The organism is Longimicrobium sp., from assembly GCF_035474595.1.
GTDB lineage: Bacteria > Gemmatimonadota > Gemmatimonadetes > Longimicrobiales > Longimicrobiaceae > Longimicrobium.
In genome coordinates this window covers 43,368-59,829 of record NZ_DATIND010000026.1, presented here as the reverse complement: position 1 = coordinate 59,829, position 16,462 = coordinate 43,368, and the positions used below count along the sequence as shown (strand labels likewise).

The window sequence follows — 16,462 nt, the reverse complement described above, 5'->3', positions numbered from 1 at the left end:
GGCCGAGTGCGATCCATCTTCCGCGCCATCCTGCCGTGCCTTGCGCTGGCCGCCGCCCTGGCGCCGCGCCGTGCCATCGCCCAGAACGACACCACCCCCGGCGTGCGCCTGCGGATGACCTACGAGGCGCAGACGTCGCCCGGCTTCGTGGTCCTCCCTTTCGGCGGCGAGGGCGCGGCCGCGGCGCGGCAGATCGTGCGCCGCGACCTGGAGTACAGCGACCGCTTCGAGATGAAGGACCCGCCCGCCGGCACCCCCGCCGCCGACCGCCCCGACATGGCGGCGTGGCGCGACCGCGGCGCCGACTGGGTGCTGGCGGGGACGCTGACGCCGAACGGCGAGGGCGGCACGCTGCGCCTCACGCTGTACGACGCCGTCTACGGCCAGGTGAAGGGGACGGGGAGCTTCGGCCTTCCCTCCACCGGGTCGCGCGGCTTCCGCATGGCCGTGCACGCCGCCTCGGACGCCGTCGTGCGCTGGGCGACGGGGCAGCCCGGCTTCGCCGCGACGCGCATCGCGTTCGTTACCGCGGGACGCGGATCGAAGGAGATCTACACGGTGGATTCGGACGGCGAGGGGGTGAGCCGGGTGACGAACGACGGCTCCATCGCCCTCTCCCCCGCGTGGGCGCCGGACGGGCGGCGTCTGGCGTACACCAGCTTCAAGCGCGGTGCCCCCTTCCTCTTCGAGCGCGACCTGGGGACGGGGAGCGAGCGCGTAGTCAGCAGCCGCGAGGGCATCAACATCACCCCCGCCTACGCGCCGGACGGGCGGACGATCGCGTTCGGGATGACGCAGGGCGGGAACACCGAGATCGCGCTCGCCGGGGCGGGGGGGACGCGCACGCTGACGCAGTCGCGGCGCTACGAGAACCTGTCGCCCACCTTCTCGCCGGACGGCGGGCGGATCGCGTTCGTGAGCGACCGGCTGGGCGAGCCCGCGGTGTACGTGATGACGGCGGGCGGCGGCGAGCCGCGCCTGGTCTCGGACTACACCTACGGCCGCAGCGGCTATTCGACGTCGCCCGACTGGTCGCCGTCGGGGGACTGGATCGCCTTCTCGACCCGCGTGAACGGCGTTTCGCAGATCGTGATGGTGGGCGCGAACGGGCGCGGCGGGCGGCTGCTGACGGACCGCGGCCGCAACGAGGATCCCAGCTGGGCGCCGGACGGCCGCCACCTGGTGTTCGCCAGCCCCGACCGCGACGGCGGCGGCCTGTTCGTGCTGGATACCGTCACCGGGAAGGTGCGCACGCTGGTGGGCGGGCGCGGATTCGGGCTGCCTGCGTGGTCGCCGCTGCTGGCGCGGGGTGGGAGCGGAGGCGGGAGCGGGCAGTAGGGTTCTTTCCGAGCTTCCCCGGCACCCCGGCACCCCGAATGGAATTCGGGGGCAACAACAGCACAAAGTCCCTGCGGGACTGCGGTCCCGCCATTCGGGTGATGCACTGAAGCCGGTGTGGCGATGAGTTCTCCCCTCCCCCGCGGAGCGGGCGGAGGGGCCGGGGGAGGGGGCCAGCCAGGCGGGCAGGATGCCTCCTGAATCGAGCCGCCGACTCTCCTCTCGATGAGGTCTCCCCCTCCCCCAGGCAGTTTTGGGGGAGGGGGCCGGGGGGAGAGGGCCGCGGCGCCGGCCGGGCAATGAAGGTTGGCAGATGCGCGAATCTTTCTCGCCCCCGATGGATCTCTCTCCCATCTCTCCGAGTACATCGACGTCGGCCTGTTGTAGCCGCGGGTTGTGCTGCATACTACGGATTGTGGCGCCGGCCCTCCGCCGCCCGTAGCCTCGCGCGCCGCGCGGCCCCATCTTGTCGCAACACTCCAGTCCCAGGAGACACGATGAAGCTTCGCCACGCAGCCCCACTGCTGCTGGTCCCGCTGGCCGCGCTCGCGGGGTGCAGGAAGAAGCCGCGCACCAATCCCGAGCCGTATACCAGCACCTCCGTCACCAACGGCAGCGACACCGACCGCGCCCGCGCCGACTCCATCGCCGCCGCGAACGAGGCGGCCGCGCGCGCCGAGCGCGAGCGGCTGGACCGCGACCGCCGCGCCCGCGAGGCCGCCGTCTCCACCGCCCGCGAGGCGCTGACCGACATCGTGTTCTTCCAGTACGACAGCGACGAGATCACCGCCGAGGCCGAGCGGAAGCTGCAGACCAAGGCGTCGGTGCTGCAGAGCAACCCCGCCGTGCGCCTGCGCATCGAGGGGCACTGCGACCAGCGCGGGAGCACCGAGTACAACCTGGCGCTGGGCCAGCGCCGCGCCGAGGCGGTGCGCGCCTACCTGGTGAACCTGGGGATCGACGGGTCGCGGCTGGCCACCATCAGCTACGGCAAGGAGCGGCCGCTGGAAGAGGGCGAGGACGAGGACGCGCTGGCCCGCAACCGCCGCGCGGAGTTCACCGTGGCCGGCGGCGAGATCACCACCGTGCCCGCGGAGCTGCGCCGATGAAGCCGCGCCACGCACTCGCGGCGGCGCTCCTCCCCGTGCTGGCGGGGTGCCTGGCCACCAAGCGCGACCTGCAGGACCTGCAGATGCGGATGGACAACGACCGGGCCGAGCAGAACCGGCAGATCCAGACGCTGATCACGCGCACGCAGGCCATGCTGGACTCGCTCAGCACGCAGAACTCGCGGATGCGCGCCGACGTGGCCAACCGCCTGCTGCAGATCGACCGGCAGCTGGTGCAGATCCAGTCGCTCAGCGGCCAGAGCCAGCAGCAGATCCGCGATCTGCAGCGCCAGCTGGAGCAGCGCGCCGCCGAGGCCCGCCAGGCCCAGGCCGACGCCGACAGCGCCGAGGCCGCGGCCACCCCCGCGCCCTCCACCGACCGCGTCGCCTCCACGGATCGTCCCTCAACGGACCGGCCCGCGACGCCGTCCACCGATCGCCCCGCGAGCGGCACTTCCACGCGCCCGGCGACGGACCGTCCCTCGAGCACGACGACGACCACGCCGCCGCCGCGGTCCACGACTACGACGCGCAGCCGCGACGACGCGCCGCCGACCGCGGACGAGGCGTACCAGGCGGCGATGGGCGCGTACCAGCGCGGCTCGATGACCACCGCGCGCGGCGCCTTCCAGGAGTTCCTGCGCATCGCGCCGAGCGACCGGCGCGCGGGCGAGGCGCAGTTCTACATCGGCGAGACGTACACGCGCGACCCGGACGCCGCCATCGCCGCGTACCAGCGCGTGGTCGAGCGCTACCCCACGTCCGCTCGCGCCCCCGCGGCGCTGCTGCGCATCGCGCGGCTGGAGATCGCGCGCGGCGACCGCACGCAGGCGCGCACGCACCTGAACCAGATCTTGCGGTCGTACCCCCGCAGCGACGAGGCCGAAGAGGCGCGGACGCAGCTGGACCGGCTGGGGACGAGGTAGAAAAGAAGTCCTGAGTCCAAAGTCCCAAGTGCCAAGTGAACGGCGTTGTTTCACTCAGGACTTAGGACTCAGGACTAAAACACGAGGCTTTACCACCCCAAACGGAGCTATCCCCGCTTGCGCTGCCCGTTCTGCCACCACCAGGACGACCGCGTGGTCGACTCCCGCACCGGGCGCGAAGGACGCGCGGTGCGGCGGCGGCGCGAGTGCCTGCGCTGCGGCCGCCGCTTCACCACCTACGAGTACATCGAGGAGCGCACGCTGCAGGTGGTGAAGCGCGACGGCGAGACCGAGCCGTTCGAGCACCGCAAGCTGCTGCGCAGCATCGAGGTGGCCAGCGCCAAGCGCCCCATCACCCCCGCCGAGATCGAGACCATCGTCGAGGACATCGAGCGCGAGCTGGACCGGCGCGAGACCGGCGAGGTCAGCAGCGGCGACATCGGCCAGATGGTGATGGCGCGGCTGAAGGAGCGCGACCAGATCGCCTACGTGCGCTACGCCAGCGTCTACCGCAACTTCGCCGACGTGCAGGAGTTCGCCGAGGAGCTGGGCGAGCTACGCGAGCTGGCGGCGCTGCGCGAGGTGCGCCGCTACCAGCGCGAGCTCCCCTTGGCCGCGCTGGACGGGGATGGAGACGGGGACGGGGACGGGGAGATGCCCGGGCCCGATCCCTCGCCGTCGTAGCCCTTCCCCCCTACCGCCGGACGGGGGAAACCCCGAAGTTACGGGAGGCCGCCAGCTTAGGCGGCCTCCCGGCGCACTTTCCGGGCGCTGGGGGGTAGACGCGCCGGACCGCAGGGGACAGGGACAGGTTTCAGGGGACAGGGAGAAGCAGCGGGCCCGGTCCCCTTCCGCGTGCCGGGACACCCGGCCGATCCAGCGAACAGATTTTCGGAACGCACCGGCGCCGCGCGAGCGCGCGATGGCGGATGCGTCCCGTCGTGACATCGAGCGGGCGGGTGCTTCCCGCCTGGAGCCCGGATGCCGAACACCGTGAACGCAAGAGCCGGCGAGATGCCCTTCCTCGACCACCTCGAGGAATTGCGCTGGCGGCTGATCTGGAGCCTGCTGGCCGTGGTCGTCTGCGCCGTGGCCGGGTTCTTCCTGGTCACGCGCCTGGACGTGCTGGGGCTGCTGGTGGCCCCCATCAAGCCGTTCCTGCACGGGAGCAAGCTGAAGTACCTGAGCCCCACCGAGCCCTTCTTCATCACCCTGAAGCTGGCGATCTCCGTCGGGCTGGTGCTGGCGTCGCCCATCGTCATCTACCAGATCTGGGCCTTCCTCTCCCCCGCGCTGCTGCCGTCGGAGAAGCGCTACATCGTGCCCGCGCTGTACCTGGGGCTCGTGCTCTTCGCGCTGGGCGTGGCGATGAGCTACGAGGTGGTGCTGCCGATGACGCTCAGCTTCACCATGGGGTTCCAGACGGAAAGCCTGGAGCAGAACATCGTCATCGGCGAGTACCTGAGCTTCGTCACGCGGCTGCTGCTGGCCTTCGGCGGCGTGTTCGAGCTTCCCGTGGTCATCCTCATCCTGAGCGCGCTGGGGCTGGTGACGCCCGAGTTCCTGGCCACCAAGCGCCGCCACGCCATCGTCATCATCACCGTGCTGGCCTCGGTCCTTACCCCGGGCGACGTGATCACGCTGACGCTGATGATGATGGTGCCGCTGATCCTGCTGTACGAGTTCAGCATCTTCCTGGCGCGGCTGGTCACCCGCCGCCGCCGGGCCGCCGCGGCCGCGCAGGCGTGAGCGGGCGGTGAGGAAAACGTTAGGCGCCGGGCGCCGCGCTCCCCGAATGTGGCGGCGCGGCGCTAGATTGACCCCTGAATGTCCGCCCACCCCTGCCCGACGGGGACGATAATCGCGTGAAGCACAGAGCCGTAATCCCGCTCCTGGCCGCCCTGTGGGCCGCGTGCGCGCTGGCGCCCGCGGCCGCGCAGGTCATTCCCGGGATGAACCGCGGCCAGCAGCGCGCTCCGCAGCCGGCGCAGCGGCCCAACACGCGCGCGCCGGGCGACACCTCGCGCCCCGCGGCCACCGGGCGCCCGGCGCAGAGCGACTCGGTGATCGACGCGCTGCTGAAGCTGCAGGGGTACGTTCCCATCTTCTACAACGCCGACAGCGCCGACTACCGCTCGCTGGACCGGGCGCTGCGGCTGCGCGGCAATTCGCGGGTGGAGCGCGAGGGCGACGTGATCACCGCGCGCGACTCCATCGTCTACCGCGACCTGCAGGACCTGGTGGCCGCGTACGGCAACCCGCAGGGGACGCCGACGGAGGGCGAGCCCATCGCCGGCGACGTGTTCTTCTACGACCTGAACGCGCGCCGGGCCAACGTGTTCGGGGCGCGCACCAAGATCACCGAGAACGCCACCTGGTACGTGGCGGGCGACGTGACCAGCGAGCGCAACGAGCGCATCTACGCCAACAACAGCACCTTCACCAGCGACGACCGCCCCAATCCGGCGTACTACTTCAAGGCCGACCGGATCATGATCATCCGCAACCGCATCCTGGTCGGCCGGCCGGCATACCTGTACTTCCGGAACGTGCCGGTGATGGCGCTGCCCTTCATCGTGCAGGACCTGGAGCACGGGCGGCGCAGCGGCTTCCTGATCCCGCAGTTCGAGATCAACGACATCATCCGCACGCGCGGGGGCACGGGGAACAGCCGGGGAACGGGGCGCGAGATCAGCAACATCGGCTACTACTGGGCCATCAGCCCGTTCCTGGGGCTGCAGGTGGCCGGGCGGTGGCGCAGCCAGAGCTACATGGCGGCGCGCGGGAACCTGGAGTTCAACTTCCGCCGCCGCTTCCTGAGCGGGCAGATCGAGGGCGAGCGCTTCTGGGAAACCGACGGGCCGGGGCGGCTGAACCTGAACGGCGGGGCCAACTGGAGCCTGAACGAGCGCACCAAGCTGGCGCTGGCGCTGGGCTTCGCCTCGTCGACCGCGTTCGAGCGCAACCGCGTGGTGGACCCGTTCCGGCAGACGGCCGACCTGTCGAGCAACTTCTCGTTGACGCGCGAGTTCGACTTCGGCTCGCTCTCGCTGAGCGCCGAGCGGCGGCAGTCGGTGGGGAACGACGACCGCACCTTCAGCCCGCGCTTCGGGCTGAACCTGAACCCCATCACCCTCGTCCCCAACGTGGTGTTCACCACCTCGTTCTCGGGAAGCTCCACGCAGCAGAGCTTCGGCAACGCGCTGCTGCGCCGCCAGCCGTCCAGCAGCACCGGCGACTTCAGCGGCTCGGGGCGCATCGCCATCGGCAACTTCGGCGTGGACGGGTCGGCGGCGTACTCGCACAGCGGACGGGGGTCGCTGGCGGCCATCCAGCGCAGCCAGGTAGACAGCACGCTCTTCTCGGGCGACACCACGCGGCTGGCGGCCATCGCCGGCAACGGCGCCGACCACCTGCGCTTCAGCGTGAACACCGGCTACCAGCTCACGCTCTTCGCCAGCACGCGGCTCACGCCCACCATCGGCTTCTCGCGCGAGCTGCTGCGGCGCGACACCACGGGCGCGGTGCCCGACAGCCTGCGCGGCGCGTACGGCGAGTACGTGGCCGGGCCGCCGCGGCTGAACCTGGGGGTGGCGCTGGGAACGGACCTGTACGGCTTCTTCCCGGGTTTCGGCAACTACGAGACGATCCGCCACCACATCCAGCCGGTGGTGTCGTACACCTACTCGCCCACGGTCACGCTGCGCGACACGGGCGACATCCGGGTGCAGCGGCAGGTGTTCGGGCCGTTCTCGGCGCGCGCGGTGAACCAGATCCAGATCGGGCTGAACCAGACCTTCGAGGCCAAGCTCCGCACCCCCAAGCCGGTGCGCGGCGACTCGGCGCGCGACACGGCGGCCGCGGCGGGAAACCGCGCGGCGCCCTCGCAGTCGCAGAAGATCACGCTGCTGGCGCTGAACACCAGCGCCATCGGCTACAGCTTCGTGGGAAGCAACCGCTTCAACGAGCGCTTCCTGACGCCGGAGCTGAGCACCACGGTGCGCACCGACCTGCTGGGCGGCTTCCAGTTCCAGATGTCGCACTCGCTGTTCGACCAGCGCATCGTGGTGAGCGACAGCGGGCGCTCGGAGCTGAAGCGCGGGCGCTTCCAGCCGTTCCTGACCTCGTTCTCCACCCAGTTCACGCTGGGGCAGAACTCGGCGCTCTTCCGCTGGCTGGGCTTCGCGCGCGGGAGCGAGGAGCAGCGCGTGTCCGAGCGCGGGCAGACCCCCGACGCGCGGGGCGAGCAGACGCAGACGCCGCTGGGGAACGCCAACGCCACCGCCAACAACCAGCAGGCCGGCGGCGGCCCCTGGTCGCTGGGGCTCACCTACTCGCTCACGCGGCAGCGCCGCAGCCCGGCCGACTCGGTGCCGGGCACCTTCAACCGCGGCAACTCGCAGCTGGGCGGGCGGCTGACCTTTCAGCCCACGAAGAACTGGGCGGTGAGCTGGCAGACGCAGTATTCCACGACCACGGGGCAGTTCGCGGCGCACACCATCAACCTGAAGCGCGACCTGTACCGCTGGCAGGCCAACTTCGACTACAACCTGGCCCCCAACGGCAACACGTCGTTCGCCTTCTCGGTGCACCTGATCGACCTTCCCGACCTGAAGGCCGACTACCACGAGAGCAACCTGGGCGTGGACCGGCCGGCGACGTCGACGCTGCCTGCACCCTGAACCGAAGTGCGAAAGTGCGTGAGTGCGAAAGTGCGCTGGCTCCGGTTCGGGGCCGGCGCGCTTCGCGTTTCCGCGGCCGTCGCGCCCTCACCCGGCGCCGGAGGGCGCGACCAGCAGCCTCTGGTAGCACCCATGCTCGGGATTCAGCGCGGATGCTGCCCAGCTACCTCTCCCGGTACGGGAGAGGTGGACGGCCTAGGCCGGCCGGAGAGGGCGCGATGCCGGCGGAAGCGAGCCGCCGCCCGTCCCATGCTCTGTTCGAGTGGTAATCAGGTGATGGGTGATGAGGTGAGTCGGTGACGAGTCGATGGATAAGGGATGCACGGTGATGAGACGATTCGATTCCCATCTGTCCCCCGCCGCTGTCCTCGCACTGTCCGCGCGGGGTGACACGGAATGCTGGACGAATCCACGCCCGCAAAGCTAACTTCTTTCTCACCAATCAGATCGTAGCAGATCCGCGCCGGGTACGCCCGATGCGCACTCCATCCCCCGTCACAGTCCTCCGCGCCACCGGCGCGGAACCCTCCCGATCCGTCTACGGAGAACCGATGAACACCCTGACCCGCGGCCTGCGCGCGGCCCTCGCCACGGCGGCGATCCTCGTCTCCGGCGGCTGCGCCACGCAGGTCACCCGCGTCTCGCCCGACCAGCAGATCGACCTGTCGGGCCGCTGGAACGACGTCGACAGCCGCCAGGTGGCCGACGCCATGGTGCGCCAGAGCTTCCAGGGCGACCTGGGCCAGAGCTGGGCCATGCAGTACATGCAGACGCACGGCGGCCGCCGCCCCACCGTGATCGTGGGCACCATCCGCAACCGCAGCATGGAGCACATCCCGGTCGAGACCTTCGTCCGCGACCTGGAGCGCGCCTACCTGGGCAGCGGCCAGGTGCAGGTGGTGGCCAGCAGCGAGGAGCGCGCCGAGGTGCGCGACGAGCGCGCCGACCAGCAGGAGAACGCCGCCGCCGACACCCGCGCCCGCATGGGCCGCGAGCACGGCGCGCAGTACATGCTGCAGGGCGACATCTCGCAGATCAACGACCGCGAGGGCGGCCGCCGCGTGGTCTACTACCAGGTGGACATGACCCTCGTGGACCTGGAGACCAACGCCAAGACCTGGACCGGGCAGCACAAGATCAAGAAGGTCGTCGAGCAGCCGCGCTTCCGCCTGTAACCCGAGCGCACGCTCGAGAAGGGACCGGGGATGATGAAGACTTCGACCATCTCGGCGCTGGCGCTGGCCGCGCTCGCGGCCGGTGGGTGCGCGCCGCGGATGCGGCCGGTGCGGGCGATCCAGCCGAACGGCGCCATCGTGCGCTCCACGCAGGACGACGACGTGGCCCGCGCCCGCGCCGAGGGCTCCAGCGAGCGCGCCCGGCTGGCCACCGAGCAGGACCAGGTGATGGGAAGCGCGCTGGCCGCCTGCACGCCCATGCTCTGCAACGCCATCGCGCGCGGCGAGCTGGCGGTGGGGATGACGCGCGAGCAGGTGCTGGCCGCCACGCACTCGTCGGCCGCGGCGTGGGACGAACGCGGCGGCGGCGGGATCGCCACGCTGTCGCCCCGCGACGACGCCAGCGGCCCGAAGGACGTGGTGAGCCAGATCGCCTTCGTGACGCTGGAGAACGGGCGCGTGGCGAGCTACGCCTACCGCGAGCCGCAGGGCGTCCGCGTGGTGTCCAGCGCCGCCGACGCGACGGCGGGGGGACAGGCCCGCGCGCGCGCCGGTCAGCTCCTGCGCGAGGGCGACGAGTTCGCGCTGGCGGGCGACTTCGACCGCGCGCTGAACTACTACGACCGCGCCGACATCATCCAGCCCGACGACCCCGCGACCACGCTGCGGATCGCCCGCGCGCTGGACAAGCAGCTGCGGCCGTACGAGGCGCTGATCCGCTACCAGCTCTTCCTGCACCAGCTGGAGATCGAGCGCATCCACGCCTACGGCGACGCGTACGCGCAGTACGGCGCCGCGGTGGCCGAGGCGCGCAGCCGCATCATCGTGCTGGAGCGCGGCGGGCGATGAACCCCGGCTGGTGGGCCCGCTGCGCGGGAGTACGGAAGTACGAGAGTACGGAAGTACGCCGCGCCGTCCGCCGGATCTCGCGTCTGGCGATGCCGATGGTCGTGGTCGCGCTGGGGGCGTGCGCGGGGGCCGGCGCGTACCCGCGGATGCCGGCGCCCGGGTCGCTTCCCGCCAACTCGCCGCTGCTGTCGCGGACGCTGGGGCGCACCGACGCGTGGCTGCGGCACTATGTGATGCAGGGGAAGGCGGACAGCGCCGTCCTTCTGCTCGACTCGCAGTCGAAGGTGCGGCCGCACGACGAGCTGGTGCGGCAGCTCCAGCTGGGCGTCGTCTACCACTACGCGGGGAAGTGGGAGGCCAGCAACGCCGCGTTCGACTGGGCCGAGCGCGAGGCCGGGCAGCGGTGGACGCGCAGCCTGACCCAGCAGGCGGGGCAGCTGCTGGTGAACGACGCGGTGGTCGACTACGTCCCCGCGTCGGGGGAGATGGCGCTCATCCCCTACTACCGCATGCTGAACTACCTGGCGCTGGGGAGCAGCGACGGCGCGCTGGTGGAGGCGCGGAAGGCGAGCGACTGGCTGTCGCGCCTCGGCGACCGCAAGGACCCCTGCGTGGGCGACGGCTTCGTGCACTACCTGGCCGGGCTGGCCTTCCGCGGCGCGGGGGAGCGCAACGACGCCCTGGTCTCCTACCGCAACGCCGAGCGCTCGTTCGGCGCCTGCGCCGCCAAGGACGCGGCGGGGCCGCCCGAGTGGCTGGGCGCGGAGCTGTACCGCGCCGCGGTGGACGCCGGCGTGCGTCCCGTCGCGGATTCGGCGGCGGCGCGGTACCGGCTGGCGAGCTATGCCATGCGGCCGGAGGCGGGAACGGGCGAGCTGGTGGTGTTCGTGGAGAACGGCTGGGTCGCGCACCGCGCCAGCGCCGACGTGCACGTTCCCATCTTCCCGCGCGACGTCGAGGGGATCGACAGCGACGACGGCGAGTCGGTGCTCTCCGGCGCGACGCGCGTGGTGGCCAACCTCGTCGGCAACCTGCAGGAGCAGGCGTACTGGGGCGAGGCGCTGGACGACCGGCCGGACTTTCAGCTGGCCGCGGCCGCGGACGGCGCCTACATCATGAAGCTGGCCTGGCCCGAGTCGCGGCTGGAGGCCTCGGACGCGGCGCGGGTGCGGGTGGTGGTGGACAGCCAGGCGGTGGACGCCCCCGTGGTGGAGGACCTGTCGGCGGTGATGTTCCGCCGCTGGCAGGCGCAGCGCCCCGGCGTGTTCACGCGGATGGTGGGGCGCAGCATCGTGAAGTACATGGCCGCGCACTCGCTGGAGACCAGCACCACCCACAAGCACGGCGAGACGGCGGGATGGATCGCCGGGCGGCTGGCGAACCTGGCCGGGAACGCGCTGGAGCGGGCCGACACCCGCAGCTGGACGCTCCTCCCCGACCGCATCTCCGTGGCGCGCTTTACCCTGCCGGCGGGCGAGCACGCGGTGCGGCTGGAGGTGCTGGACGAGGGCGGCGGCGTGGCGCAGACCATCGACCTGGGGCGCGTGACGCTGCAGCCGCGGGGCACGCTGGTGCTGAACCGCCGCGTGTGGGGCGGGGAGATGGGCGACGTGCGGCAGCTGTACGCGCGCTACGCCGCGGCCCCCACGCAGGCGGAGGCGCGGTAAACCGCGAAGGGGGATGGAGATGAAGAGGCGGAGCCTGGTCCTGGCCTGCGCCGCGCTCGGCGGGTGCATGCTGCCGCAGCAGCCGGGGCGCGACGACGTGTTCGTGAGCGAGGGCGTGGCCGACGGAGGGTCGTTCCGCTGCTCCGAGCACCTGGTGTGGCAGATGGGCTACCACGTCGTCTCGAACACCGGCGAGTCGCTGCAGGCCGAGCGGCGCCTGCGCGATTCGGATACCGAGACGGTGCGCGGCTACCTGAGCGTCAGCGTCGCGGGCGACACCACGGAGCCGCGCCTGTACGTCCGCGCGGAGCGGGTGGCCGAGACCACGCGCGGCCCCATCCCCCAGCCCGCCAGCTACCCGCCGGTCACGCGCCCCGGCTTCCCGCCCGCGCGCACGCCGGGGCTCCGCCGCCGCGAGCCGCGCCGCGTGTCGCCGGGCGAGGTGGCGGCGCACGCGCGCTCCGTGGTCCGCGCCTGCGCCGTCAGCGGCGAGATCCGCCGCGCGGAGTAACCCTCCCTTCCGTACTCTCGTACTCCCCGTACTTTCGTACTTCCGCCCACGACGAGACGAGGCCCCGCCCGGAACCATCCGGGCGGGGCCTCGCTGCGTCGGGCCGTTCGGGGCGATCAGTGGCCGTGCGGGCCGACGCCGGAGAACGGGGTGAAGAAGGTGATCATCAGGATCGGCACGAGCGGGATCATCACGATCCCGATCAGCCAGTAGATCACCTCGCCCCAGGTGTAGTCTTCGCCGACCACACCCACCTCGTTGCGCTCGTGCTTCAGGTTCAGCTCGGCCATGGCTCAGCTCGCCAGCGTTCGCGTGATCGCCCTGCCGCGCCCGTACAGGCCGGCCGCGGAAGGCCGGTATTCTAGCATCCGCCGCGGGCGCTGTCCAGACGCAGCGCGGAAGCTACATCTTTCCCGCTCGACGCGGTGAAGAGACGTCGCCTGAGGCCGGGCAACAACGTCATCGAGCCGCGCGAGATCCGTGCTGAACAGGCGCCGGCGCTCGCCGCGGGGCCCTCTCCCCGCGCCTTGGAGCGCTCGCCCTCTCCCGTACCGGGCGAGGGTTGGCATCTGGGTGGCCTGCATGGTTCGTCGGGGCGGATGACTCCGGTGTGCCGGTTGCGCTCCCATGCGCTGTATCTCGATCCCCCAGCGCACTTCCGCACTTCCGCACTTCCGCACTTCCGCACTTCCGCACTTCCACACTTCACTCCCCGCCGTTCCCCTCGATGAACTCGGCCAGCTCGTCGCCGCGGCGCTCGGCGTCCTCCTCGCCGATCTCGATGAGGCGGCGGATGTAGTCGTCCTGGAACATCATCAGCGAGAGCGCGTCGGGGCTGGAGGTTTCGCGCGTGCCCAGGCCGCGGGTGAGGAGGCGGAACGCGCGCGGGAGCCGCGGCTCGTGCTCGCGCGAGATGGCGCCCAGGTCGCGCGAGGGGCGGAAGGTCATCAGCTCCACCACGCGCATCCCCTCGCGCCGCTCGGGCGGAACCGCGCGCAGCAGGTGGTTCATCCGCTCCATCCGCATCACGTCCTGGTCCACCACGTCCAGGAAGATGGCGTCCATCAGCAGCCCGATCACCTGCGCCGGGGGCGGGTAGCCGCGCACCGTGGGGCGGCTGGCCTCGGCCTCGTCGCGCTCGTAATGCGTGGAGATGGCCAGGATCTTGTGCGCGCCCAGGTGCAGCGCGGGCGAGAGCGGCGCGGTCAGCCGGATCCCCCCATCGCCATGCCACTGGTCGCCGATCTGGACCGCGGGAAAGAAGAGCGGAAGCGCGCTGGACGCCATCACGTGCTCCACCCGCAGCTTGGTGGCGATCGCACGCCGCGAGGGGCGCTCCCACGTCTGCAGGTCGCGCCCCTGCACCCAGATCACCGACTGGCCGGTGCTGTAGCTGGTCGTCCCCAGCGCCACCGCGCGCAGGGTGCCGCGCGCCAGGTTGTAGTCGATCTTGGTCAGCTCGCCGTTCACCGGCGCCAGCGCCTCGGCCAGCAGCTCGCCCAGCGGCGCGGTGTCCACCAGCCCGCGCACGCGGCTCTCGCGCATTCCGCCGCCCGCCAGCTGCAGTCCCCAGCGCCCCATGTTGGCCAGCAGCCCGGACACGTCCACGCGGAAGATGCGGTCCGGCGTGAGCTCGCTCCAGAGCGCGGCCAGCTCGTCCACCGCCTGCGGCAGGGTGCCGTGCGCCTGCGCCAGGTGCGCCGCGTTGATCGCTCCGGCGGAGACGCCGGTGATGATGGGAAAGCTCATCTCCGGCCAGCGCCGCGAGATGTAGCGCAGGATGCCCACCTGGTACGCGCCGCGCGCGCCGCCGCCGGTGAGCACCAGCGCCAGGTCGCCCCGGTCGGTGGTGCCCTGCGCCAGCGCGGGAGCCGGGGGGGAGTGCGGAGTCGGGTCGGGCACGGGCGCGGTCGGGTCGGGACGAGGGGTGTGCCGGTGGGTCATGCGCCGGGGAATGCAGGAAATATCTGGCCTCGCCGCGCGCGGCGGAAGATGCCGTCCGTGAACTTTCCGCGGCCACGCCCGGAGAGTTTGCGCGATCGCGCGGCGTTCTGGCACGGAGTGCGCATGATGGGCCGTTGCAGGGCATGGCCTGGACGGCCCCGGTGCTACGCGCGGCGTCTCCGCGGTGCGGGCGCCCCGGGGTGCTCACCCGGAGGTACGACCGATGGCCGACGTGGAAGTCAACAACGTGAACCCGCCCCCGGCGGGCGGCGGGGACGGCAGCGGCACGGGGTCGCTGCTGGTGGGGCTGCTGGCGGTGCTGGTGCTGGCCGCGCTGGTGTGGGTGTTCTTCATCCGCGGCGGCGGTGGCGGGACCGACACCCACAAGGTGGACGTGGACGTGAACGTTCCCGGCGCGTCCTCGGGCGGGAGCTCCGGCGGCTCGTCGGGCGGATCGTCCGGCGGCAGCAACCCGTAACGAGCGGGGGGATGGAGATGCGGGCCGGGTGGCGGAGGATCGCCGCCCGGCCCGTCGTCGCTGCGCAGGTTGTTCCATCCGCGCGGGATGATCTGGCAATCATCTGTGCATCACCAATCGACCAATCGCACAAAGAGACGTCATCCTGAGGCCGGCCACACCGTCGTTGCCCCCGCACGAATGGTTGCAGGCCGAAGGATCTATAGGCGAGGTCGCACGTGCGCTTCGGCATGCGTATCCGAGTTCGTCCGCCGGGGAAAATGCGAGTGAACTCGCGGCTACAACGGCACGCAGTCCGCCTTCGCGGACTTCATCGGTGCGGTCCGGCATCGATTCGCATCTCCATCTCCCGTTTTGACGGAAGCGCGGCGGCCCGTGTAGCTTTGTCGCCGCGAATCGCAGTCCCCCCGTGCCTGTCCATCTCCATCTCCCGCGACCCGATGAACCGCCGATCCGTTTCGATCTCCGCGCTCGCCATCTCCCTGCTCCTGCCGTCGGCCGCGGCGCTCGCGCAGCAGGCCGTGGCGGGCGGGCTGGCCGTGCAGGTGGCGCCGCATGCGTACGTCGTGTCGGACCAGGGGCGGAACCTGGTGCTGATCGCCGACTCGGCGGGGGCAATGGTGGCGGGGGTGCAGGCGCCCGCGCTGGTGGCGAAGGCGCGGCAGGCGCTGGCGGCGCTGCACGCCGGCCCGGTCCGCTACGCGCTGCTGATGGACGGCCCCGGCGCGCCCGGATTCCTGGACGGGGGATGGGAGGGCCGCGGCGCGCTGGCGCTGGCGCACGAGGGGCTGCGCGGGCAGATCCGCGCCGCCGTGCGCGACACCGTCACGCGGGCGCCGGCGGGGACGCGCCTGCCGTCGATGGGGTACTCGGAGGTGGTGCAGGTGCAGCTCGGCGGCGAGGAGGCGCACTGCGTGAAGCAGCACCCGGGCTACAGCCGCGCCGACGCGGCCATCCACTTCGAGGGCGCCGGGCTGCTGTACCTGAACAGCCTCACGATGGACGGATATCCCGACATCGACGTGGCGCACGGTGGCACGCTGGCGGGAATGGCGGAGACGGCGGCGGCGTTCGCGACCAACTTCGCGTCGTTCCCCGAGGCCATCGAGCCGATCGTCCCCGCGCGCGGGCCGCTGGCCAGCATCCGCGAGCTGGGCGAGTTCCGCGACATGCTGATCGCCGTGCACGACCGCGTCGAGAAGCTGCTGGACGAGGGGAAGACGGTGGATCAGGCGGTGGCCGCGCATCCCACCGCCGACCTGGACGCGCGCTGGGGCCGCGGGCCGGTGACGCCGGAGCGCTTCGTCCGCACCGCCTACGCCGCCATCCAGGCCGAGCGCGCCGCGGAAGCGGAGGAGCGCGCGCACTCGCATTGACGGGTCTGGCAATCACCTGTGCATTGAAAACGCACAACGCACAAAGAGACGCCATCCTGAGTCGGACACCGCGCTGCGCGCGACCACGGAGGATGAAAGGACAGTGGTCGTGAGCGCTGATGCCACAGAATGAGCGGATCAGCCTCGCGCAGTTTGCGAGGCTTCCCGTAGTTGTTGCTGCGACTTCAGTCGCCGGTGACCGGCTGCGCCCGGAACTTTCTATTCAGGCCGGCCACACCATCCTTTGACCCGCACCATCACATGCAGGCCGAAGGATCTATAGCACGGGTGGCACTCGGCCGTCGGAGCGCACCATCGCCCCGCCGAATGTCTATCGCGACTCCGAGGCGGACGTGCATGACGAGTATGGATCCTTCGGCCTGCAAATGCTTGCGCATGTGCCATTT

Annotated in this window: 14 protein-coding genes; 12 read left to right on the top strand and 2 right to left on the bottom strand. The window is 71.5% G+C overall.

Translation table 11 applies throughout. The features are described 5' to 3' along the window. Positions 1-6: 6 nt before the first annotated feature. The 10 genes from VLK66_RS04620 (at position 7) to VLK66_RS04575 (ending at position 12,257) form a co-directional block, all read left to right on the top strand. Positions 7-1,338, top strand: a complete 1,332-nt coding sequence (locus VLK66_RS04620) for a hypothetical protein (protein ID WP_325308203.1) — start codon at positions 7-9, stop codon at positions 1,336-1,338. 497 nt (positions 1,339-1,835) lie between these two features. Further along, a complete protein-coding gene (gene pal / locus VLK66_RS04615; RefSeq protein WP_325308202.1) occupies positions 1,836-2,447 on the top strand; it encodes a peptidoglycan-associated lipoprotein Pal in 612 nt (203 codons plus the stop codon). After that, the gene (locus VLK66_RS04610) at positions 2,444-3,373 is read left to right on the top strand and encodes a tetratricopeptide repeat protein (RefSeq protein ID WP_325308201.1); all 930 of its coding nucleotides are present in this window, start codon (positions 2,444-2,446) and stop codon (positions 3,371-3,373) included. The genes pal and VLK66_RS04610 overlap by 4 nt, the downstream gene beginning before the upstream one ends. Before the next feature lie 117 nt (positions 3,374-3,490). Next, positions 3,491-4,057, top strand: a complete 567-nt coding sequence (gene nrdR / locus VLK66_RS04605; RefSeq protein ID WP_325308200.1) for a transcriptional regulator NrdR — start codon at positions 3,491-3,493, stop codon at positions 4,055-4,057. A gap of 309 nt (positions 4,058-4,366) precedes the next feature. Next, positions 4,367-5,122 (top strand): twin-arginine translocase subunit TatC, encoded by a 756-nt coding sequence (gene tatC, locus VLK66_RS04600; RefSeq protein ID WP_325308199.1) that lies wholly within the window; start codon positions 4,367-4,369, stop codon positions 5,120-5,122. 116 nt (positions 5,123-5,238) lie between these two features. Continuing rightward, positions 5,239-8,055 carry an LPS-assembly protein LptD gene (locus tag VLK66_RS04595; RefSeq protein ID WP_325308198.1) on the top strand — a complete coding sequence of 939 codons (2,817 nt, stop codon included), beginning with the start codon at positions 5,239-5,241 and terminating at the stop codon, positions 8,053-8,055. Positions 8,056-8,606: 551 nt separating this feature from the next. Then, positions 8,607-9,230 (top strand): penicillin-binding protein activator LpoB, encoded by a 624-nt coding sequence (locus VLK66_RS04590; RefSeq protein WP_325308197.1) that lies wholly within the window; start codon positions 8,607-8,609, stop codon positions 9,228-9,230. Positions 9,231-9,260: 30 nt separating this feature from the next. Continuing rightward, the gene (locus VLK66_RS04585) at positions 9,261-10,079 is read left to right on the top strand and encodes a hypothetical protein (RefSeq protein ID WP_325308196.1); all 819 of its coding nucleotides are present in this window, start codon (positions 9,261-9,263) and stop codon (positions 10,077-10,079) included. Between the two features lie 89 nt (positions 10,080-10,168). Beyond that, positions 10,169-11,746 (top strand): hypothetical protein, encoded by a 1,578-nt coding sequence (locus VLK66_RS04580; RefSeq protein ID WP_325308195.1) that lies wholly within the window; start codon positions 10,169-10,171, stop codon positions 11,744-11,746. A gap of 19 nt (positions 11,747-11,765) precedes the next feature. Further along, positions 11,766-12,257, top strand: coding sequence for a hypothetical protein (locus VLK66_RS04575; RefSeq protein WP_325308194.1), 492 nt, complete (start codon positions 11,766-11,768; stop codon positions 12,255-12,257). A gap of 116 nt (positions 12,258-12,373) precedes the next feature. Here VLK66_RS04575 and VLK66_RS04570 read toward each other — a convergent pair whose 3' ends face one another. After that, the gene (locus tag VLK66_RS04570) at positions 12,374-12,547 is read right to left on the bottom strand and encodes a hypothetical protein (protein WP_325308193.1); all 174 of its coding nucleotides are present in this window, start codon (positions 12,545-12,547) and stop codon (positions 12,374-12,376) included. 415 nt (positions 12,548-12,962) lie between these two features. Continuing rightward, positions 12,963-14,159: a patatin-like phospholipase family protein gene (locus VLK66_RS04565; protein ID WP_325308192.1), complete on the bottom strand. Its 1,197-nt coding sequence runs from the start codon at positions 14,157-14,159 to the stop codon at positions 12,963-12,965. 265 nt (positions 14,160-14,424) lie between these two features. On the opposite strand from VLK66_RS04565, the gene VLK66_RS04560 reads away from it, so the two are divergent. Both VLK66_RS04560 and VLK66_RS04555 read left to right on the top strand, forming a co-directional pair. After that, on the top strand, positions 14,425-14,679 hold the full coding sequence (locus VLK66_RS04560) for a hypothetical protein (protein ID WP_325308191.1): 255 nt from the start codon (positions 14,425-14,427) through the stop codon (positions 14,677-14,679). A 440-nt stretch (positions 14,680-15,119) separates the two neighbouring features. Then, entirely contained in the window at positions 15,120-16,055 is a 936-nt protein-coding gene (locus tag VLK66_RS04555) for a hypothetical protein (RefSeq protein ID WP_325308190.1), read from the top strand. Positions 16,056-16,462: the final 407 nt, after the last annotated feature.

Coding starts and splice junctions, on each gene's coding strand:
- VLK66_RS04590 (WP_325308197.1), top strand. CDS start 8,607: ATGAACACCCTGACCCGCGGCCTGCGCGCGGCCCTCGCCACGGCGGCG.
- VLK66_RS04560 (WP_325308191.1), top strand. CDS start 14,425: ATGGCCGACGTGGAAGTCAACAACGTGAACCCGCCCCCGGCGGGCGGC.
- VLK66_RS04575 (WP_325308194.1), top strand. CDS start 11,766: ATGAAGAGGCGGAGCCTGGTCCTGGCCTGCGCCGCGCTCGGCGGGTGC.
- VLK66_RS04585 (WP_325308196.1), top strand. CDS start 9,261: ATGATGAAGACTTCGACCATCTCGGCGCTGGCGCTGGCCGCGCTCGCG.
- VLK66_RS04580 (WP_325308195.1), top strand. CDS start 10,169: ATGCCGATGGTCGTGGTCGCGCTGGGGGCGTGCGCGGGGGCCGGCGCG.
- VLK66_RS04555 (WP_325308190.1), top strand. CDS start 15,120: ATGAACCGCCGATCCGTTTCGATCTCCGCGCTCGCCATCTCCCTGCTC.
- VLK66_RS04570 (WP_325308193.1), bottom strand. CDS start 12,547: ATGGCCGAGCTGAACCTGAAGCACGAGCGCAACGAGGTGGGTGTGGTC.
- pal (WP_325308202.1), top strand. CDS start 1,836: ATGAAGCTTCGCCACGCAGCCCCACTGCTGCTGGTCCCGCTGGCCGCG.
- VLK66_RS04610 (WP_325308201.1), top strand. CDS start 2,444: ATGAAGCCGCGCCACGCACTCGCGGCGGCGCTCCTCCCCGTGCTGGCG.